Genomic DNA, 21329 nt, shown 5'->3' with positions numbered 1-21329 from the left:
TTAGCATTGAAGAACATTAAGATCACTTTATCATTAATAAAATTTACTTATTGTTCCAATATTGACAACTTTATATTTCAACACTCTGAAAAAATCGTTTTCTCGAAGAAAACGATTTTTTAAAGTGTTGAAATCTAAAACACTAAAATAATAATTTGTTTTACTCTAGTAAAGGAAATAAAAAAATATTCATATCAGGAGGCTAAGGTCCCGCCCCTCAAAAAAGCAAGAAATCAACCTCATAGGGCTTCCTTATTGAAGCTTTAGAAATTAATCTTCAAAAATATTTTTCTATTTAAATTTCATAAAACTTCTTAGTATTTTCATACAAAGTTTTATATACACATATTAAATCTAAATTTTTCAACTCTGCAATCTTCGCAATCGATTGATGCATAAATTTAGGGTGTGTCCACTCATTTTCAAAAGGGCCTTCAAATGGCCATGGTCCATCTGTTTCTACCATCATCAACTCAATTGGATACTTTTTTACTAAATCTTGTATTTCTTTCTCATATAATACATCCGGTGTGATTGAGATAAAGTACCTATTTTTTATCATTCGACTAATTGTATGATCGTCTCCCTTAAACCAGTGAAAATGCGCTTTTTGAATAAAATATTTTTCTAGTAAATTACATACGATCTCGGCGTCTTCGTATACCGCATGTAATACAATCGGCTTATTTACTTCTTTTGCAAGTGAGATAAATTTTTCTAGTAATTGAATATAAGGTATATAGTCAATTTGTTCTTCTAAATTCTTATAATATGGTAATCCAACTTCCCCGATAGCAACCATTCCATGCTGATGTTCTTTAATCCATTCGATTAATTCTTCAACCTCATCATCAGAAGGGAGTTGTTGTTCAGGATGATACCCGAATGCTGGATAGACAATATTATTTTGTTTTTTAAATTCTAAATTTTTCTTACTAGATTTTAAGTCCATTGAAACAGAAATGATTGCTTCGATTTCGTGACTTTTTATTTTATTTAACAACTCTTCTCTTTGACTAATATCATAAGAATCTAAATGAATATGAGCATCTATCATTTTCATCGTATTACTCCTTCTCTAAAGCCAAATAGATTTTTCGTTTCCATTCAGTAAATTCGTCACTTAATAATAATTCTTTTTTTCGTGGTCTTGGAAAAGGCACAATGATTTCTTCTTTGATTTTGGCAGGCTTGTCAGAAAATATATAAATTCGATCAGACAACAAAAGCGCTTCATCAATATTATGAGTAACTAATAAAATAGATCGTCGTTGTTCCTCCCAAATGGATAAAAGCCATTGTTGCATTTCAAGTCTAGTAAATTCATCTAAAGCTGAAAAAGGCTCGTCCATACACATAAATAATTGAGGTGCTAGTAATGATCTTAAAAATGAAACTCTTTGTTTCATGCCACCAGATAGTTCATGAGGGTAAGCATTTTCATAGTTTTCTAACCCTGTTTTTTTAAGCCAATCTCTTGCCAACTTTTCATCAGGTTTATGTTTTAATTCCCGGGACAAAACAATATTTTTCAAAACCGTTCTCCAAGGTAGTAAAGCATGGTCTTGTGGCATAAAACTAATGTGACCTAGCTCCCCATTTATGGTGGATCCATTTAACTTTATTTCTCCAGAGTCCGGTTTTAATAACCCACCAATGAGATGGAACAATGTACTTTTCCCACTACCAGATGGACCTAAAATTGATACAAATTCCCCTTCATTTACATAAAGAGAAATATTATCTAGCACTTGTTTATTACTACCATAACTCTTTGATAGCTGTTCCACTTGTAATGTCATTTCTGTTTCTCTCCTTTAATTTTCCATTTAACAGTCAATCGTTCAGTCATTACGATAAGGAAGAAGAACAGCATACTTAAAAGCATAATGATAAAAATGGAAACAAATACTCGATCTGTTCTAAATGAAGATGAAGCTAGAGTCATATATACTCCAATTCCTGATTTTGCTCCAAGCCATTCTGATATAACTGCCCCCATTACACTATAGGTCGCTGAAATTTTTAAGCCTGAAAAGATTGAAGGGAGAGAAAACGGAAATTCAACTTTCCAAAAAATTTGTACTTTGGACGCTCCTGCCATTTTCATATAATTTATTAACTCACTTGGTGTTTGTCGAAAACCATCTAATGCCGATACTGTTATAGGGAAAAAACACACCAATAAGATAATGATTAATTTTGGCAATACACCAAATCCAAACCAAATAATTAAAAGTGGTGCTAATACGATAATTGGTACATTTTGCGAAAGAATTAGTAATGGATAAAAAGCTTCTCTCACACCTGGGATTAAGTGCAATAGAAAGGCTATTAAAAATCCTAGTAAACTACCAATTAACAATCCAATAATCGTTAATTGAATTGTAGAAGTAATATGAGGAAGTAATGAATTTAATGATTGAATTCCTTCTTTAAAGATTGAAATTGGCCCTGGCAATAACCATGGCTCTATTTTCCAAATTTTAATACTGAGCTGCCAACAGATTAAAAAAAGCAGGATGACAACAAATGGCTGCCATCCTTTCATATTTTTTCGTTTCATTAACGATACTTCTCCGTTAACACATCCATTGTAATCCCTTGGGGTTGATAAAGAATTTTCATTTGAGTAATAACATTATGGCAACCTATTTCAATCATTCTTTCATTCATTTTTTGAACAACTAATAATAATTCATTCAAATCACCTTCCATTGTTGTTTCCAATGGTTGTACTTGATATTTTACACCTGATTCATCAATAATCTTAATTGCTTCATCAACTGCAGGAATTACTTCCTCAACATGATTTGTTTTGGGTATTATTTGAACACTCATTAAAGTAGTTTTCATTTTTGCTCCTCCTTATTTTGGTAAGAATTCATTTGTAAAAGCTTCTTCTGGCTTAAATTTACCTTCTAATAATTTATTTTCAGCTAAAAAATCTGCATAGTTTTTCCAGACCGTTAACTTTTGCTCACCCCAACGATTTGCATCGTCTTTATATTTAGATGCTAACCACTCTTGGCTTTTTTCTACTAAATTTTTATCTAGATCAGGATTATCTTTAAGTAAAATCGATGCAGCTTCCTTCGGATGATCAATTGCAAAATTATATCCTTCCGATGCTGCGGCTACAAACGCTTTTACTACTTTAGGTTTTTTGCTAATCATTTTTTCATTTGTAGCTAATACCGGAGTATAGTAATCTAGTTTTTTACTATAATCTGTTAAATAAATCATGTTTAATTTCTCTCCACGCAGCTCAGCTTCAATACCCGTCCATCCTTGATAAATCCATGCGAAGTCGATATCTCTTTTTACAGCTGTAAAGAAATCAGCATCGCCCATATTAACGATATTTAACTTATTTGCATTCGCATGTTCTTCTGACATAAGTGATTTTAAAACGGCTTTTTCAACCGGTGAACCCCAACCACCATATGTTTTTCCTACGAAATCTTTTGGAGACTTAATTTCTTTTTTTACAGGTGATGCAAAACCAGAAGTATTATGTTGAATAACTGCTGCAATTGAAACAATTGGTACATTTTGAACTCTAGCTTGTGTAATTGACTCTTGATAAGAAACTCCAAAATCAGCTTTACCAGAAGCAACTAATTGATCTGCTCCAGTCTCTCCAGGGCTAATAATATCTACATCAAGTCCTTGTTTCTTAAAATATCCTTTTTCCTTTGCAACATATAGTCCAGTATGATTTGTATTTGGCGTCCAATCTAGTACGACCGTCACCTTTTTTAATGGCTTCCCTTTTTTACTAGTAGCTGTTTTGTTTTGACCACACCCAGTTAACATTAAACAAATAGCTACTAAAAAAACTACTAGTTTTTTCATTTATTAAAACTCCTTTTTGTTTTTTGTTTATACAAAAAGAAAACGCCCGGATACTATCCGGACGTAAATGCGCTGTAAAAAACATATCTAAAAGAGATACTGTTCCCTACGCTGGCATCACCCAGATCAGGTTCTAAGAGTCGACGTCTTAAGGACGATATCTCAGCCAGCAACACTGGCACCTCCACATTTTTCTCATATATAAACTTTTCATCATAAATATAACAGATACTGATTGAATTTACGAACTATTTTTAACTTCCATTTAATTGTTTTAATAGTCTGTTAATACAACCTATTAAACACATGTTTTGAAAGAGATTAATAAACAAAATTATCATTTATTAGTATAGTAAAATCATACTTGAATAAAGAATATACTACATCATCAAATTATGAGCAAAATGAGGGGATTTTTTGAATAAACCAATCGGAGTCATTCACTCAGGTGTTGAAGGCTTAACAATTGCCAAACAAATTATACGACAATTACCTAAAGAAGACATTTTATACTTAAGTGACACTGTAAGATGCCCGTTTGGATCACGAGCATAAAAGTCTATCTTTATATATGAAGAAAACCAACAAATTTAAACTTTGTTGGTTTTCTTCGTGTTTATTCTTTTGGATTAATTGAAAAGTAATCTTTAAACATCGCATTGTTTTTTACTATATCGTCCAATGTATATTGATCTAATACTCGTAAAAATTGATCCAATGCTTGATTAAAGATATGTTTTAAGGAACAAACAGGTGTAATCACACATGTATTGCCATGCTCAAAACATTCTACAATATTAAAGTCTTCTTCAGTTTTACGGATAATTTCACCTATATTTATTTCTGATGGTGATTTAGCTAAACGTATTCCACCATTTCTGCCACGTATAGTCTCGATATAACCCATCTTCCCTAAATTATAAATTATTTTCATTAGATGGTTTTTAGAAATATCATAAGCTTCTGCAATGTCTTTTATATTAACTAATTTTTCACGTGGTTCAGAGGATAAATATATTAATACACGAAGAGAGTAATCCGAATAAGTTGTTAAACGCATAACTTGTCCTCACTGTTTTGTTTAAATTCATCATAGCATAATTGTGAACATTTTTTAAACTTTTATGTATTATCACGAAAAAACACTATAAAGATGTATTTTACATATTGCTTTAAATACTATTCAGGTCTAATATAAAGATGTATTCACAATACTACTTTTCAACATACCTAGGGGGATTTTTTATGTTATCTCAAAAAACAATTGAAATTATTAAGTCAACAGTTCCAGTTTTAGAAGTAAAGGGAACTGAGATTACTTCAGTATTCTATAAAAATTTATTTACTAATCATCCTGAATTATTAAATGTATTTAATCATACTAATCAACAAAAAGGCAGACAACAAACAGCTCTTGCAAATACTGTTTTAGCTGCAGCACAAAACATTGATAAGCTAGAAACAATTCTACCTGTTGTAAAACAAATCGCGCAAAAGCATCGTAGTCTTTTAGTAAAACCAGAACATTATCCAATCGTAGGGCAACATTTACTAGGAGCTATCAAAGAAGTTCTTGGTGATGCTGCAACAGAAGAAATACTTGGTGCCTGGGGCGAAGCTTATGGAATTATAGCTCAAGTATTTATCGATATTGAAAAAGAAATGTATGAAGAGGCTTCAAATCAAGATGGCGGATGGTCTGAATTTAAAGAGTTTAAAGTCATCGAAAAAGTTGAAGAAAGTGATGTAATTACATCATTCTACTTAAAACCAAAAGATGGTTCTTCTGTTCCTACTTTCCTACCAGGACAATATATTACTGTAAGATCACAAATTCCTGGTGAAGAATATTTATCTAACAGACAATATAGTTTATCCGATGTACCTGGTAAACCATACTTTAGAATTTCAGTAAAAAGAGAAGCTGAAGAAAATCAACCATTAGGAAAATTCTCAAACTTCTTACACAATCAAGTTAATGTTGGTGATACATTGGAAATCACTGCTCCAGCCGGTGATTTTACATTAAATACTGAGAAGGCTTCAGATGTTGTCTTTTTAAGTGGTGGAGTTGGAATTACTCCTTTAATGAGTATGGCTAAGTCAATTGTAACTAGTCAACCGAATCGTCAAGTTAACTTCATTAGCGCTTCAAGAAACGGTAAATTACAAGCGTTTGAAAATGAACTAAACGAATTAAAAGAACAATTAACAAATTTCAATTTATCATTTGTTTACGAGAATCCTTCTGAGGTAGACCTTCAAAATAACAACTTCAAAAAGCAAGGTTATATCGATGCAGAATGGTTAAAAAACAATCTTAAATTAGACAATGCAGATTATTACGTATGTGGTCCAGTACCGTTTTTAAAATCTATTATTACAAGTTTAAAAGAATTAGGCATCAAAGATACTCAAATTTATTTTGAATTCTTTGGACCATCAATCAGCTTGGACACTGAACCAAAAAACTCTGTATATCAAGGCTAACATTTTAAAGGATGCTCAAGTTTTGAGCATCCTTTTCATCTTCGTTCTAATACTATCGCTACTCTCTTTAAAATCGTAGGTATGGTAAAACTACCAAATATAGCGATTAGATCACTTGAGTAGTATTTTTTTAGGGAGCCATATACTAAGCCACTAATCATCATATCGTACAAAAGGAATCGACCAAAATCACGTTTCGTTATGACCATAAAGACGATTGGTGCATTTCTTGTTGTAAGAATAAGCCCACCTTCTTCTAGAAAAATTGATCATTCTATCAAATGAGTATTATTTATTTTTTTCTGGTAAAAACCAATAATATTTCTCAATCTCTTCTTTTACTTTTATCAATCCAATTTTCTCTAAAACTCTTATTGAGGCATAATTATAAACTGAACAAATAGCAATAATTTTTGTAACATGCTCCTTCTGCAATCCCCACTTACAAAAATCCTTTCCCATTTCAGTAGCATATCCTTTACCTTGATAATTAGGCGCAATACTGTAACTAATTTCCATTATCCCATTTTCGTCAGGTCCACCTTTAAATCCCATATCACCAATAATCAGTCGATCCTTTTTATGAATGATAATCCCTTCATATTCTTCTTCATTAGGATGAGTTTGAAAGCGTGAGATTTTATAAGGGAAAAGATTTTTATATATGGGAATTGGCCATCCACTAGCGAATTTATAATACTGATTCTCAAATTCTAACTCTTTATTACCACTTAATACAGAAATCATTGCTTCTGCTGTAAAAGTCATTAATATTAAGTTTTTAGTTTCAGTAATTAGCATTACAAGACTCCTGTATATTAAATTTTATTTTGACTACTGTTTCCTTTAAAAAATATTCTAGAAATTACTAAACCGATTAAACCAAGCAGAATGAATAAGCCAGCTCTTACCATCAATGTAATGTTTGGTAAATCTATTAATACAAGTTTTCCTAGTGTAAGTAATAATAAACCTATCCCAATATAAGTCCATACTTTAAACTTCTTCATGTTTCCAAGTATCATAGCTAAAATTGAGAGTACAATCCAGCTTATATTAATTGACAATCGAATCATATTGTCCGATAAATCTACTGCTATGATTTGAACAATTTGTGTTATAAAAGCGATCATTATAACCGTAATTAATAAAGAACTGCTTAATAAAATAAACTGTTTTTCATCTTCATTTTTATAAGCCAAAGTTGCAATTGCAATAAGGGCGATGATTAATACGAACCAATTCATTGTTTCAAATGACCAAAGAGCATCCATACCAACCGATAAAATCGATATTCCTACAGGTATGAATGTTAGAGCCGCTATGATTAATTTCAGTAAATCACGATACCTTAAATAGAATAAATAAGTTAGTAATGCTTGAATGATTAAAACAGTACTTAATAAATTTTCTGAAACACTGTCTAAGCATAGAAATGAAAAGGCTAAAAGAAAGTTAGTCGAAAATGCAAAGAAATAATCCGATTTCTTTTTATAATAAAAACTTAGGAATAAATAACCTACACATAAAAGGATTAAAATCATTATTCTAGTCTGATTTTCATAACCACTAAAGATCCATCCAATTGTAAAAATAAAACTTGTGTGTAGAAGTAATATTTGCTTCTTAATAGCAAACTTAGATTTTATCAAAATAGCTAACAAACTAATATGTTGAATGATAATACTGATTGCAAAATATTCGATTCCTTTTGTATTAAAATTAACTAGAGTAACAATTAAATATGATAAATGTAGTAGTATTACTGATGAAATAAATATAAATTTATATTTATTAAGTACTGCATAAAAAATGAAGCATAAATAAATAACGGTTTCATAAATCGAGAAGAATAAATAATTAGGTGAATCGCTTTTAACTAGGTAGGGTACAAAAACGGCTCCTAATATACTGATCAACCCTATTACTTCGGATTTATATCTATTCATTGAATAAAAGCCAAAGCATACCCAAACAATTAGAAGAGAAAATGCAATGGTTGACCCGACCATGTGATATAAATGATGCATAGCAAAGGTAGTTAAAAATAATACTGGCAAAACTCCACCTATTATCGATTGACCAAGCGTTGATCGTTTCGCCTTCATTTGACGATTTCCGTACCAGAATAAAGCTATAGCAATTACAAATCCAATCCCTACTTTTGCATACTTGTTTAGTACCCCATAATCGGATGCTGCTTTAAAGCCCCACATGACTCCAAGAATGAAAATAAATATGAAGAATCTTGGTAACCACTTTTGGAAAATAAGTGCTTCATAATCTACCTTTTCGTCAATATCAGCTGTCATTTTAACCTGTCTACTAACTGTTTTTTTCGTTAATGTTTTATTTACTTTATTTTGACTTGATTGTTTAATTACATTTGAAGTTTCCTTTTTATCTAAGAGAAATTCAATTTGTTTCTTCATTTCTTTGACTTCTTCTTCAAGCTTCTCTACTTTTGTTTGAATATCTTGATTCTGATTATCCAACTGTATCACCTCTTAACATAACTATGTATTTTATTAAAACTAAATAACTTAAAAGACATCCTTCTTATAAGTTCGATACTTTCTAGATTTATCCTATTAAGAGAATGTTGAAAATTATTATTCTTGCAAATTTCGTCATATTTCCCAGAAAATACATTCAATGATGTTCTAGTCTCTTTCTATTTATCGGTCAAATAAAAAATCCTCTATAAAAAATAGAGGATTTTTTTAATTAAAATAAAACTTTTTCTAATTTTTGTTGCTTAATCATCTCTAGGAAGCTCTCGAACGATTGAGTTCCAATGTCACCTTCGCCACGTTTACGGATAGCTACAGTATTGTTTTCAACCTCTTGGTCACCAACTACTAACATATAAGGTAATTTACGAAGTTGTGCTTCACGGATTTTATATCCAATTTTTTCGCCACGTAAATCAGCTTCAACTCGGATACCTGCAGCTTTTAATTGATCAGCAAGTTTTTGAGCGTATTCATTGTGGACACTTGAAATTGGTAATATACCTACTTGGACTGGTGCTAACCATAATGGGAATGCTCCAGCAAAATGTTCAGTTAAGATTCCTAAGAAACGGTCAATTGAACCATAGATTGCACGGTGGATAACAACTGGGCGCTCTTTTTGGTTGTCTTCATTAACATAAGTTAAATCAAATTTCTCAGGCATTTGGAAATCTAACTGAATTGTAGCACATTGCCAGCTACGTTTTAATGCATCTTGAATATGGAAATCGATTTTCGGACCATAGAATGCACCATCGCCTGGGTTTAATTTAAAGTCTAAGTTCTCAGATTTAAGAACATTTTCTAAAGCCTGCTCTGCTGAGTTCCATAATTCTTCAGATCCCATTGAGTCTTCTGGACGAGTTGACAATTCTACTTTATAAGTAAATCCGAATATACCATAAATTTCTTTAATTAAGTTGATTACTTCAATAATTTCGCCTTCAATTTGGTCTGGACGACAGAAGATGTGTGCATCATCTTGAGTGAAAGTACGAACACGCATCATACCATTTAATGCGCCAGAGTATTCATGACGGTGAACCTGACCATTTTCACACATACGAATCGGAAGATCACGATATGAATGTAATTTATTTTTGTAAACTAACATATGACCTGGGCAGTTCATTGGTTTTAACGCGAAGTTAGTATCATCTACCTCAGTAAAATACATATTTTCATGGTAGTGATGCCAGTGACCTGATTGCTCCCATAATCTTTGGTTCATAATGAACGGTGTACGAACTTCTTTATAATCTTTTGCAGTTTGTAATCCGCGTTCATATTGTTCTAATTCATTACGAATGATTGTACCATTTGGTAAGAAGAACGGCATACCAGGTGCTTCTTCAGAGAACATGAATAATTCTAGCTCTTTACCTAATTTACGGTGATCACGTTTTTTAGCTTCTTCTAATAAGAATAAATGCTCTTCTAATTCTTTCTTGCTTGGGAAAGCTGTACCATAAACACGTTGAAGCATTTTATTATTAGCATCGCCTCTCCAATATGCACCGGCAACAGATAATAATTTAATCGCTTTTACACGGCCAGTTGTTGGGACATGAGGTCCACGGCAAAGGTCTACGAACTCACCTTGAGTATACATTGAAATGACTGCATCTTCTGGTAAATCACGAATTAACTCTAATTTAAATTCATCATCTAACTCAGTGAAGAATTTAATTGCTTCTTCACGGCTAACTTCTGAACGAGTAATTGGTAAATTTTCTTTAATAATTTTTTCCATCTCTTTTTCAATTTTCGGTAGGTCTTCTACTTTAATTGAAACCGGAAGATCAATATCGTAATAGAAACCATCTGCAGTAACCGGACCAACACCAAATGCAGCCTTTTGGTCTTTGTATAAGCGTTTTACTGCTTGGGCTAAAATATGCGCTGAACTATGACGCATCATTTCTAAGCCATCTTGATCATCCTGTGTAATGATTTGAACTTCACAATCTTCAGTAATAGGTGTATTTAAATCAACTAATTTCCCATTAATTTTTCCACCAAGCGCTTTTTTCTTTAAGCTAATGGAGATTGAACCCGCGAAATCTTCAACTGTTGTATTTTGTTCCACCTCGCGAATTGATCCATCTGGTAATTTAATTGAAATCATTTAAGTTCACTCCTTTTTTAAATTAATTTTGACAATAAAAAAAAGAGCACACTCGTAGGGACGAATGTGCTCGTGGTTCCACCCTAATTTAATGTACACAAAAATAAGTATACAAAATCTCAACGTTTTAACGGTCTACACCGATAGTAGTTACTTGTAAATAAATTACGTTCCCCACTATAGCTACAAGGTGGTAAGTCATTCAACGTATAGAGAATTCTCGCACCAAATGAATTCCTCTCTTACTATCGTCTTGAACGCTCGTGTCCTTGATCATTGCTTATTCTTATTTTTCGTATAAAAGTATTATATAGAATGTCATTCAATACTTCAAGTACTCATCTAAAGATTAATTTAATTGTTTATCATTCTATTCAACCATTAATCAGTATGTGACTATATTACTTACTTTAAACATTAATAGTTTTATTTACTTCACTTTTTAATAATTCTTTCCATTCGTCTTTCCATCTTTCGCTTCTTCCTGTATGACGACTAATATTTACCAAAGAATTACGTCCAGTAAAACAAATTTCACCCTTTGGATTAATGCCCATATAGTGTAGATCGATTGATGAATTTCCAACATTTCCAATTTTTACGTATACATCTATTTTTTCATTAAAAAATACTTGTTGTAAGAAATCACATTGTAAGTCAGCGACAACAGGAATAATCTCATTATGACTTTTCGTCCATTCTTGCATTAGACCTAAATAATTTAAATACTCTATACGAGCTTCTTCAAAATAAACGAAAGGCACTGTATTGTTCATATGTCCAAACAGATCAGTCTCACTAAATCGAACCTGAATCGTTATCTTAAACGAAAACTCAGATTGCCATTCTTCTAAATTAGTTACATAACTCATTCTCGCCATCAAATCCGCCCCCCTAACGCTCTTTATTATATCATTAATCTCTTGAAAAATATGAATATTCATTCATTAGCACACAATAAAAACTATGTCTAACAGACATAGTTTTAAATGATATCGTACATTTATTAATTTACTAAAAGTTTCGGTGGATATAGTTACCATGCTTGAAAGTGATTCTTTTGTAATGATGATTTCGCATCCATGCATCTACACGTTTTTCAAAAAGTTCTCCCCCATATACTGGGTATCTTTCTGAAATAGGATTTTTTTCATTATAAATCTTCTGTTTAAAATCCTTCGAGCGAATTAAATAACATTGATCAGAAAAACCATAACCGATAAAAAAGTTTTCATCTTCTTGAAATGACTCTTGTTTAGCTTCATAAATATTTCCATTCCAAACGGGATTTGCTACTTTAATTTGATCATCATTTTGAAATTTTGATATTGATAAATCAATCCAGTTAAATGGTCTATCTAAAATTGAATCACTCGAAAAATGGAGTAAATAGTCTGTATTGCACAGATAAATACTTACTAATTCTGAAATTGAATAATAATAGCCACCTTTAAAACTATCCTTGTTAATTTCAAAAAAGTTAAGAACTTCCTTAGCATAATCTTCAACTACTGTATAGGACGATAAAACTCCTCTTGCAACAAGTTTGTCTGCATACCTACTAACTTCACTAATGCTATCTACGTTATTTATAAATAGTCTTTTTTCTTTAAACTGATATTGATTATAGTTAATCATCTTTTCCAAACGATCTGTCTGTAAAAGTATCTTCCAATCTTTTTCATAGCATTTCGTTTCAAAAGTTACTTGATTTAGTTGCAATCATATCACCTCCAGAGGTGTGGCAGTTCTTTGACGGTGTATTTCCACCTTTCCTGCTTTTAAATTATTGATATGATAGCTAACTTGAGTTTATTAGAAAATATTCGTTTAAATGATTTAGTACAAAAAGAAAAAGCATGTTCCTAGGAACATGCTTTTAAAGATTAAATTTCGTCGCTTCCAAAGAAGTCTTTGAAAGATTGAATTGTAGTTGCACGGTTTAACGCTGCAATTGAAGTTGTTAAAGGAATTCCTTTTGGACAAGATTGTACACAGTTTTGTGAGTTACCACAATTAGCAAGTCCACCGTCTCCCATGATTGCGTGTAGACGTTCTTCCTTATTCATTTCTCCAGTTGGATGAGCATTGAATAAACGTACTTGAGAAAGTGGTGCAGGTCCAATAAAGTTCGATTTACTATTAACATTTGGACAAGCCTCTAAACATACACCACAAGTCATACATTTTGATAATTCGTAAGCCCATTGACGTTTTCTTTCTGGCATTCTTGGACCAGGACCTAAATCATGCGTTCCATCAATTGGGATCCACGCTTTAACACGTTTTAAAGAATCAAACATACGGCTACGATCAACTTGTAAGTCACGTACTACTGGGAATGTGCTCATTGGCTCTAGACGAATTGGTTGTTCCAATTTATCAATAAGTGCAGAACATGATTGTCTTGGTTTACCATTGATAATCATCGAACATGCTCCACAAACTTCTTCAAGACAGTTCATATCCCAAGAAATTGCAGTCGTTTCTTTCCCATTTGAGTTAACTGGATTTTTACGAATTTCCATTAATGCCGAGATTACGTTCATATTCGGACGATAAGGGACAGTAAATGTTTCTTCATATGGTGCAGTATTTGGTGAATCTTGACGTTTAACGATTACCGTAATTGTCTTTTCAGCAGTCATTGTTCCATTATGCATTTGCTTTGTCCTCCTTCTTCTTAGAATAATCACGTTTTCTTGGTTGAATTAATGAAGTATCAACATCTACGTAATCGAATAATGGTGAATTTGTTTTCTCATCAAATTTAGCCATTGTAGTTTTTAAGAAATCCTCATCATTACGGTCTGGAAATTCTGGTTTATAGTGAGCTCCACGGCTTTCATTACGGTTATAAGCACCTAAAGTGATTACACGTGATAAGTGAAGCATGTTTTCAAGTTGACGAGTAAATGAAGCACCTTGGTTACTCCATTTAGCTGTATCATTGATATTAATGTTTTGATAACGCTCATAAAGTTCTTGAATTTTTTCATCAGTTTTTAATAAGCGATCATTGAATCGAACTACAGTAACGTTGTCTGTCATCCATTCTCCAAGTTCCTTATGAAGAAGGTATGCATTTTCTTTACCGTCCATTTTATAAATGCGATTCATCTTTTCTTTTTCTTCATTAGCATTTGCTTCATAAACAGAAGATGAAACATCAGCTGAAGATTTCGCTAAACCATTTACGTATCTTACAGCATTTGGTCCAGCAACCATTCCTCCATAAATTGCAGAAAGTAATGAGTTAGCTCCTAAACGGTTTGCTCCGTGCATTGAGTAATCACACTCACCAGCTGCAAATAATCCAGGAATAGTAGTCATTTGGTCATAATCAACCCATAATCCACCCATTGAGTAGTGAACTGCTGGGAAAATTTTCATTGGAACTTTTTTCGGATCATCACCTGTGAATTTTTCATAAATCTCGATGATTCCACCAAGTTTTACATCAAGTTCATGTGGATCTTTATGTGAAAGATCTAAATACACCATGTTTTCGCCATTGATACCAAGTTTGTGGTCAACACATACAGAGAAAATTTCACGTGTAGCAATGTCCCTTGGTACAAGGTTACCGTATGCAGGATATTTCTCTTCTAAGAAATACCATGGTTTACCATCTTTATAAGTCCATACTCGTCCACCTTCACCACGAGCACTTTCACTCATTAAACGGTTTTTATCATCTCCAGGAATTGCAGTTGGATGGATTTGAATAAATTCACCATTTGAGTAAATCGCACCTTGACGATATACAGCTGCAGCAGCTGAACCAGTATTAATAATTGAGTTTGTAGTTTTACCAAAGATAATTCCAGGGCCACCAGATGCCATAATTACAGCATCCGCAGGGAAACTTACGATTTCCATTGATGTTAAGTTTTGTCCAACGATTCCACGACAAACGCCTTCATCATCAACAGCAACTCTTAAAAATTCCCAGCCTTCATACTTTTGAACAAGACCTTCAGATTCGTAACGACGAACTTGCTCATCTAATGCGTATAATAATTGTTGACCAGTAGTAGCACCAGCAAATGCTGTACGGTGATGTTGCGTTCCACCGAAACGACGGAAGTCTAATAGTCCTTCAGGCGTACGGTTGAACATTACACCCATACGGTCCATCATATGAATAATACCAGGCGCTGCTTCTGCCATTGCTTTTACTGGTGGTTGGTTTGCTAAGAAATCTCCACCATAAATTGTATCATCAAAGTGCTCCCATGGAGAGTCACCTTCACCTTTAGTATTAACCGCCCCATTAATTCCACCTTGAGCACATACTGAATGTGATCTTTTTACAGGAACTAATGAGAATAAATCTACTTTTGTACCAGCTTCTGCGGCTTTAATAGTTGCCATAAGACCAGCTAATCCGCCACCGACGATAATTATTTTCCCACTCATGACTCTCTCTCCTTACAAGTTCGCTAGTGTTGGATCAATGAATGCAAAGATAGCACGTAATCCTACGAATGATAATACAACGAAAACACCTAATGTAACATATGTTGAAATACGTTGTGATCTAGGTGTTACAGTAATTCCCCAAGATACGAAGAATGACCATAATCCATTAGCAAAGTGGAAAATTGTTGAAATAACACCTACTATATAGAAAACTAACATAAATTTTGAAGCGAAAATATCAGCCATCATATTATAATCAACTGTTGCTCCTAGTTGAGCAGCGATACGTGTTTGCCACACGTGCCACGTAATAAAAATTAAAGTAATTACACCAGAAATACGTTGGAATAAATATAACCAGTTGCGTAAAAATCCATAATTTTTAACATTGTTAGTACCTGTGAACGCGATATATAGTCCATAAATCGCATGGTATAAAATTGGTAAGAAAATAACAAAAATTTCTAAAAAATAGCGGAATGGTAAATTCGCCATAAAATCAGCAGCTTTGTTGAATGATTCCGCTCCATTTGTCGCAAAATGATTGACAACTAAATGCTGTGTTAAAAAGATTCCAACCGGAATAACGCCTAGCAATGAATGAAGTTTTCTAAAGAAAAACTCCCTTCCATTCTTGTTGCTCATGTAAACCCCTGCCCCCTTTAGTTTGTGCACATGAAAATTTAATCCTTCTTCTATTATTCTAAAAAAATAGAATAAAAAAGTAATACGCATAAAAAGTCGAAATTTTTATGACATTTATCTACAAACCATTTTACTCCTGATAATATAGCAGGTCAAGAAAACGCGTACATTTTTCTTTACTGAAAAAACTTCTCATTTAGTTTGGTTATCATTGTAATATACAGGTTTCGAATTATTGTTTTTACTACTAAATTTTGTATATAATAAAAACATGTTTTTTAGGAAAGGGAGAGTTATCCGACCATGACGAACGGCATTGAAAATTTAAATATTCCGGGAAATATTTCTAGTTTTGGCTATGAGCTTATACGAAACGATCTTTTGAATGATCTATTAGGAAAAGAGCAAAATGATATTTTATATTGGGCGGGTAAGATGATTGCCAGAAAATATCCTTTAGCAACCTTTGAAGAAATTATAGATTTTTTTGAAAAAGCTGGTTGGGGTTCTCTTACTGTAGAAGATGAAAAGAAACAAGAAGTTCATTTAACACTAACATCTGAATTAATTACATACAGAAATCAACAAAAACATACTGTATCATACCAATTAGAAGCTGGGTTTCTAGCGATGCAAATTGAACAACAAATCGATGTAATTGCTGAAACTTATGAAGAGCCAAGTAGAAAAAGCGATAAAGTAAAATTCATCGTAAAATGGGATTTGAAGGATCCAATTACAAGAAGATAAAATGAAAAACCACAAGAATTGTCTTGTGGTTTTTTCAAATAAAAGAATATTTTTTAATATATGAGTTCTAATCCAGTCTATTTTGCAGCTAAAATTCCCAGTCTTTCCTACTCTTTTCTTGATCCTGCCTTCTATCTCCACCTAGTTTCCTATTTCTTTTAACACCTCTAATAATAGAATTTAACAAAAATATGCAAATAGAAACAAAAAACAAAATGGCGAGTATTAATAGAACTAACTGTAGCACAATTTCCCCATATCCATACGAAAGTAAACTATGCCTCAATATTAATACCTCCTTTATCTACCATCTCGAATAAATTATTAGAATTTACAGAATCTTATTTATAATTTATTCGATTAATTAATAAAAAAACCCTTTTAAGCTTTATCTATACTTTAAGACTCTTTTGTAATGATGCATTTTTCTTACTTCAGAGCCAATTAATAAAAGAATAGTACGCCTAAAAGGGTGTATTTATATTCAGTTTTCTACTGCTACTTCTTCATTAATACGATTTAATTCGTAACCTTCATGAAGCGCATGGACTGCTTCTTGTAATTTTGATTTTGGTATTACTGTAGATACTTTAATTTCAGAAGTACTAACCATTTTTACAGGAATATTACTCTCAGCTAAATATTTAAACATTTTTGCAGCTACACCTGGATTTGAAACCATTCCGCTACCTACAATTGAAACTTTAGCAAGCTCGCTCTCAAAATCAAATGAACGGTAACCTAAAAATTCTTTTTTAGACTCTAGAACTGTTATTGCTTCCATCATATTTTCCGATTTAATTGAGAATGAAAGATTTACTAGGTTATCTGAAGTAACACTTTGGATAATAATGTCAACGTCGATTCCTTCACTTGCGAGTAAAGTAAAGATTTTAGGTAGTAGATCTACATGGTTATCTAAACCATTTAATGTCATCCTTGTTACATTAGATTCGAATGCAATTCCTCTTACGACTGATTGTTGTTCCATTTGTTTTTCCTCCCCAATAAATGTACCGATTTCATCATGTTGACTAGAACGAACTTGAATGACTAAATTATAATTTTTTGCAAACTCTACTGCTCTAGGATGTAAAACCGCTGCCCCTAAAGCCGCAAGTTCAAGCATTTCATCATATGAGACATGACTTAATTTAGATGCGCTTGGCTCAACTCTTGGATCTGTAGTATAAACTCCTAATACATCCGTATAAATATCGCAACGATCTGCATTTAAGGCTGCAGCTAACGCAACTGCCGTTGTATCTGATCCTCCACGACCTAATGTGGTAATTTCATTTTTGTCACTTAACCCTTGGAAACCAGCAACGATTACGATATATCCCTCATCAAGTAATTGTTGAATTCTTTCAGTATGAATCGTTTCTATACGCGCATTACCATGGACAGATTCAGTTTGAATCCCAGCTTGCCAACCTGTTAGTGATATTGCCTTAAAACCTTTTGCTTGAATTGCCATTGCTAGTAAGGAAATAGAAACCTGTTCCCCTGTAGTAAGTAACATATCTAATTCACGTTTACTGTTTTGTGGACTAATTTGAGCAGCTAGACTAACTAGTTCGTCTGTATGATGTCCCATCGCTGAAACCACGGTAACTACTTGGTTTCCTTCTTTATATGATTTGGTTACAGTTTCAGCAACATGCTGAATTCGTTCAACTGAGCCTACTGAAGTACCACCGAATTTCTGAACAATAATTCCCATTTTTCTCATCCTCACTTTTACTTAAAAAAGAATACAAAAAAGGCGCGTGAAGTAATGTTCACGCGCCTAATTTACAAATAATAAAATAGACAAATCATCAACATCTCTTCAATAGCTCCCCGCATACTTATTATGCGACAGTACTACATTTCTTAAATGCAGTCCCAACAAAATGAATTGTGGATTCATTTCATTTCGGCAAAACATCCTTTCAACTGTCCATTACAACGCCACACGTCTATGACAGCATACTCTTAAGTTTTGCACCTCTATTACGAGAGAAAATCATTTAATTTTAACTAAAATATAAATTAATTTGAAAATAGTGTCAAGATAAAAATTTCAGATGGTACTTTCTTCACTCTTTATGGAAATGCTGATAAATTTCTTCTGCAACATTTTTTGGCATTTTCGCTGCTACTAATTCATCAACTGATGCTTCTCTTATTTTTTTTACTGATCCAAAATGTTTAAGCAAAGCTTTCTTTCTTGTACCACCAACTCCTGCTATCCCATCTAAAGCAGATTGAACCATAGATTTACTATGCAATTGACGATAGAATTCGATTGCAAATCTATGGACCTCGTCTTGAATTCTTTGTAGTAAAAAGAATTCTTGGCTTTGTCTACCTAATTGTACAATTTGAGGAGGTTGACCAATTAATAACTCAGAAGTTCTATGTTTCTCATCTTTTACAAGTCCCGCAGTCGGGATAAATAACCCTAATTCATTTTGAAGTACATCTTCAACAGCAGCTAGATGTCCTTTCCCTCCATCGACAATTATTAAATTTGGTAGAGGCAAATTTTCTTTTAATGCTCTTGAATATCTTCTACGTACTACTTCTCGCATTGAATCATAATCATCTGGTCCGACAACCGTTTTTATTTTATATTTGCGGTAATCCTTTTTTGAGGGTTTACCGTCAATAAAAACAACCATAGCTGAAACAGGATTCGTACCTTGAATATTTGAATTATCAAACGCCTCAATGCGATATGGTGTTTCAATATTTAATATATCTCCTAGTTTTTCAATGGCTTTGACCGTTCTTTCTTCATCTCTCTCGATTAATTTAAATTTTTCACCGAGACCTATTTTTGCATTTTTATTTGCTAATACAACTAGTTCCTTTTTCTGACCTCTTTTTGGTTGAATTACAGGTATTTTTAGTAATTCTTTAAGAATATCAGTATCAACTTTATCCGGTACAAAAATTTCTTTCGGTTTGATATTATGAGGTTTCTCATAAAATTGGCCTATAAATGATAAAAACTCTTCTTCTGGTTCATCGTAAATAGGAAAATAAGATACATCTCGCTCAATTAATTTTCCTCTCCTAACAAAGAAAACCTGGACACACATCCATCCTTTGTCAACGGCATAGCCAAACACATCTCGGTCAACTAAATCACTACTCATCATTTTCTGCTTTTCCATCGTAGCTTCAATTGATACGATTTGGTCCCGATACTCTTTTGCACGCTCAAAATCTAATTGTTCAGATGCAGCTAGCATTTTTGCCTCTAGCTCTTTTTGAATTTGGTCTTCTCCTCCATTTAGAAAACGAGCAATTTCATTAACTATTTCTTGATTTTGATCATCAGTTACTTCCTTTACGCAAGGAGCAAGACACTGACCAATATGGTAATATAGACAAACCTTATCTGGTAATGAAGAACATTTCCTCAAAGGATACAGACGATCTAATAATTTTTTTGTTTCATTTGCGGCAGTAGCATTAGGAAACGGTCCAAAATATTTTCCTTTATCTTTTTTTACATTACGCGTTATTAATAAGCGTGGATGTTTTTCAGAAGTTATTTTAATAAAAGGATATGACTTATCATCCTTTAACATAATGTTATATTTCGGGTCATATTTCTTAATTAAATTCATTTCAAGAATTAATGCTTCCATATTTGAAGAAGTAACAATATATTCAAAATCGGTAATCTCTTGGACTAGTCGATATGTTTTACCATCATGGGAGCCTGTGAAATATGATCTAACTCTGTTTTTTAGTACTTTAGCTTTCCCTACGTAAATAATAGTCCCCTGAATATCTTTCATTAAATAGCATCCAGGCTGATCTGGTAGAAGCGCTAATTTTTCTTTTAAGTGATTGTCCAATTCCCTCACCCCTTTCGTGCAATTGTACACTTAATATTATAATCTCCATATTTAAAAACTGAAAATACTTTAATGATATTAAGTAAAAATTAAGCTTTCTACCGTAACTTTAATGTCATCAAAGAAAAAAAGGAGATATATTTGAATGCACAAAGTTCGAGTAATTCATTTTTGGATTGGAGTAATTGTTTCGGTTTTCTTATTAATCGAATCTACAACAGGAATTATCCTGTATTTTAATAAAGGTGGAGAAGATCGAGGAAAGTTTTCAATGCAAGGTCAATTTCCATCAGGTGGTCAGTTTAATGGAAACCAGCAATCTAACTCACAAATCAGCAGTGATCAAAACAACACTCTTCAAAATGAGCAAAATGGAGAAAATACTCAAGCCTCATTTCCAAACTTTGAAAATAGACCTGAGCAATCTGCATTTTCAGTAAAAAGCTTACATACTGGTATTATCGGATTAATAAGCGGCATCGGTCTTTTTATCCTAACTGGAACCGGGTTAGCTTTATCTTGGATATTGTGGAATAATAAACGAAAAATGAAAAAAAGAAAAGAAAAAGTTTCAATGGCTGTTTAAAAAAACCATTCAGATAAAATCTGAATGGTTCAGTGTGTAGACAAAGTCCCCAAAATTTGATTTTCAGACTG

19 protein-coding genes, 1 pseudogene and 2 riboswitches are annotated in these 21329 nt (G+C 32.7%); of the genes and pseudogenes, 4 read left to right on the top strand and 16 right to left on the bottom strand.

Features of this window, described 5'->3' with window-relative positions:
- Positions 1–295: 295 nt before the first annotated feature.
- The 5 genes from COC46_RS19695 to COC46_RS19675 are packed head-to-tail and all read right to left on the bottom strand — an operon-like array spanning position 296 to position 3858.
- On the bottom strand, positions 296–1063 hold the full coding sequence (locus COC46_RS19695) for a TatD family hydrolase (protein ID WP_098811604.1): 768 nt from the start codon (positions 1061–1063) through the stop codon (positions 296–298).
- 4 nt (positions 1064–1067) lie between these two features.
- Positions 1068–1802, bottom strand: coding sequence for an ABC transporter ATP-binding protein (locus COC46_RS19690; RefSeq protein ID WP_098811603.1), 735 nt, complete (start codon positions 1800–1802; stop codon positions 1068–1070).
- The gene (locus COC46_RS19685; protein WP_098811602.1) at positions 1799–2566 is read right to left on the bottom strand and encodes an ABC transporter permease; all 768 of its coding nucleotides are present in this window, start codon (positions 2564–2566) and stop codon (positions 1799–1801) included. The genes COC46_RS19690 and COC46_RS19685 overlap by 4 nt, the downstream gene beginning before the upstream one ends.
- Entirely contained in the window at positions 2566–2856 is a 291-nt protein-coding gene (locus COC46_RS19680) for a thiamine-binding protein (RefSeq protein WP_098811601.1), read from the bottom strand. Before COC46_RS19680 ends, COC46_RS19685 begins: the two co-directional genes overlap by 1 nt.
- A 12-nt stretch (positions 2857–2868) precedes the next feature.
- On the bottom strand, positions 2869–3858 hold the full coding sequence (locus tag COC46_RS19675) for an ABC transporter substrate-binding protein (RefSeq protein ID WP_098811600.1): 990 nt from the start codon (positions 3856–3858) through the stop codon (positions 2869–2871).
- 86 nt (positions 3859–3944) lie between these two features.
- Positions 3945–4054, bottom strand: a riboswitch (TPP riboswitch).
- 221 nt (positions 4055–4275) lie between these two features.
- On the opposite strand from COC46_RS19675, the pseudogene COC46_RS19670 reads away from it, so the two are divergent.
- Positions 4276–4410: pseudogene (locus tag COC46_RS19670) on the top strand (glutamate racemase); the annotation flags it as partial.
- 64 nt (positions 4411–4474) lie between these two features.
- On the opposite strand, the gene COC46_RS19665 reads toward COC46_RS19670, so the two are convergent.
- Complete coding sequence (locus tag COC46_RS19665; protein WP_098811599.1) at positions 4475–4918, bottom strand: RrF2 family transcriptional regulator; 444 nt, start codon at positions 4916–4918, stop codon at positions 4475–4477.
- Between the two features lie 185 nt (positions 4919–5103).
- Between COC46_RS19665 and hmpA the strand changes: the two genes are divergently transcribed.
- Positions 5104–6348 (top strand): NO-inducible flavohemoprotein, encoded by a 1245-nt coding sequence (gene hmpA / locus COC46_RS19660; RefSeq protein WP_098811598.1) that lies wholly within the window; start codon positions 5104–5106, stop codon positions 6346–6348.
- 288 nt (positions 6349–6636) lie between these two features.
- On the opposite strand, the gene COC46_RS19655 is transcribed toward hmpA, so the two are convergent.
- The 8 genes from COC46_RS19655 to COC46_RS19620 all read right to left on the bottom strand — a co-directional run bounded on the left by COC46_RS19655 (position 6637) and on the right by COC46_RS19620 (position 16062).
- Positions 6637–7149, bottom strand: a complete 513-nt coding sequence (locus tag COC46_RS19655; RefSeq protein ID WP_098811597.1) for a GNAT family N-acetyltransferase — start codon at positions 7147–7149, stop codon at positions 6637–6639.
- A 17-nt stretch (positions 7150–7166) separates the two neighbouring features.
- Positions 7167–8843 (bottom strand): DUF2339 domain-containing protein, encoded by a 1677-nt coding sequence (locus COC46_RS19650; RefSeq protein ID WP_098811596.1) that lies wholly within the window; start codon positions 8841–8843, stop codon positions 7167–7169.
- A gap of 232 nt (positions 8844–9075) precedes the next feature.
- Positions 9076–10992: a threonine--tRNA ligase gene (thrS, locus tag COC46_RS19645; protein ID WP_098811595.1), complete on the bottom strand. Its 1917-nt coding sequence runs from the start codon at positions 10990–10992 to the stop codon at positions 9076–9078.
- A gap of 410 nt (positions 10993–11402) precedes the next feature.
- Entirely contained in the window at positions 11403–11873 is a 471-nt protein-coding gene (locus COC46_RS19640) for an acyl-CoA thioesterase (RefSeq protein WP_098811594.1), read from the bottom strand.
- A 133-nt stretch (positions 11874–12006) separates the two neighbouring features.
- Positions 12007–12714 carry a hypothetical protein gene (locus COC46_RS19635; protein ID WP_098811593.1) on the bottom strand — a complete coding sequence of 236 codons (708 nt, stop codon included), beginning with the start codon at positions 12712–12714 and terminating at the stop codon, positions 12007–12009.
- A 164-nt stretch (positions 12715–12878) separates the two neighbouring features.
- Positions 12879–13640 carry a succinate dehydrogenase iron-sulfur subunit gene (sdhB, locus tag COC46_RS19630; protein ID WP_098811605.1) on the bottom strand — a complete coding sequence of 254 codons (762 nt, stop codon included), beginning with the start codon at positions 13638–13640 and terminating at the stop codon, positions 12879–12881.
- A 7-nt stretch (positions 13641–13647) separates the two neighbouring features.
- Complete coding sequence (sdhA, locus tag COC46_RS19625; RefSeq protein WP_098811592.1) at positions 13648–15414, bottom strand: succinate dehydrogenase flavoprotein subunit; 1767 nt, start codon at positions 15412–15414, stop codon at positions 13648–13650.
- 12 nt (positions 15415–15426) lie between these two features.
- Entirely contained in the window at positions 15427–16062 is a 636-nt protein-coding gene (locus tag COC46_RS19620; protein WP_098811591.1) for a succinate dehydrogenase cytochrome b558 subunit, read from the bottom strand.
- Positions 16063–16365: 303 nt separating this feature from the next.
- On the opposite strand from COC46_RS19620, the gene COC46_RS19615 reads away from it, so the two are divergent.
- Positions 16366–16812, top strand: a complete 447-nt coding sequence (locus tag COC46_RS19615; protein ID WP_098811590.1) for a YslB family protein — start codon at positions 16366–16368, stop codon at positions 16810–16812.
- 484 nt (positions 16813–17296) lie between these two features.
- Here the strand turns inward: COC46_RS19615 and COC46_RS19605 are convergent, their stop codons facing one another.
- Both COC46_RS19605 and uvrC read right to left on the bottom strand, forming a co-directional pair.
- The gene (locus tag COC46_RS19605) at positions 17297–18538 is read right to left on the bottom strand and encodes an aspartate kinase (RefSeq protein WP_098811588.1); all 1242 of its coding nucleotides are present in this window, start codon (positions 18536–18538) and stop codon (positions 17297–17299) included.
- A gap of 104 nt (positions 18539–18642) precedes the next feature.
- Positions 18643–18818: riboswitch (Lysine riboswitch) on the bottom strand.
- A 78-nt stretch (positions 18819–18896) separates the two neighbouring features.
- Positions 18897–20672, bottom strand: coding sequence for an excinuclease ABC subunit UvrC (gene uvrC, locus COC46_RS19600; RefSeq protein WP_098811587.1), 1776 nt, complete (start codon positions 20670–20672; stop codon positions 18897–18899).
- Between the two features lie 145 nt (positions 20673–20817).
- Here uvrC and COC46_RS19595 point away from each other — a divergent pair, with 145 nt between their 5' ends.
- Entirely contained in the window at positions 20818–21258 is a 441-nt protein-coding gene (locus COC46_RS19595; RefSeq protein ID WP_098811586.1) for a PepSY domain-containing protein, read from the top strand.
- Positions 21259–21329 lie beyond the last annotated feature (71 nt).

This window comes from Bacillus sp. AFS041924 (genome assembly GCF_002577195.1).
Taxonomy (GTDB): domain Bacteria; phylum Bacillota; class Bacilli; order Bacillales; family Bacillaceae_G; genus Gottfriedia.
This window is presented reverse-complemented; position numbering and strand designations above follow the sequence as displayed.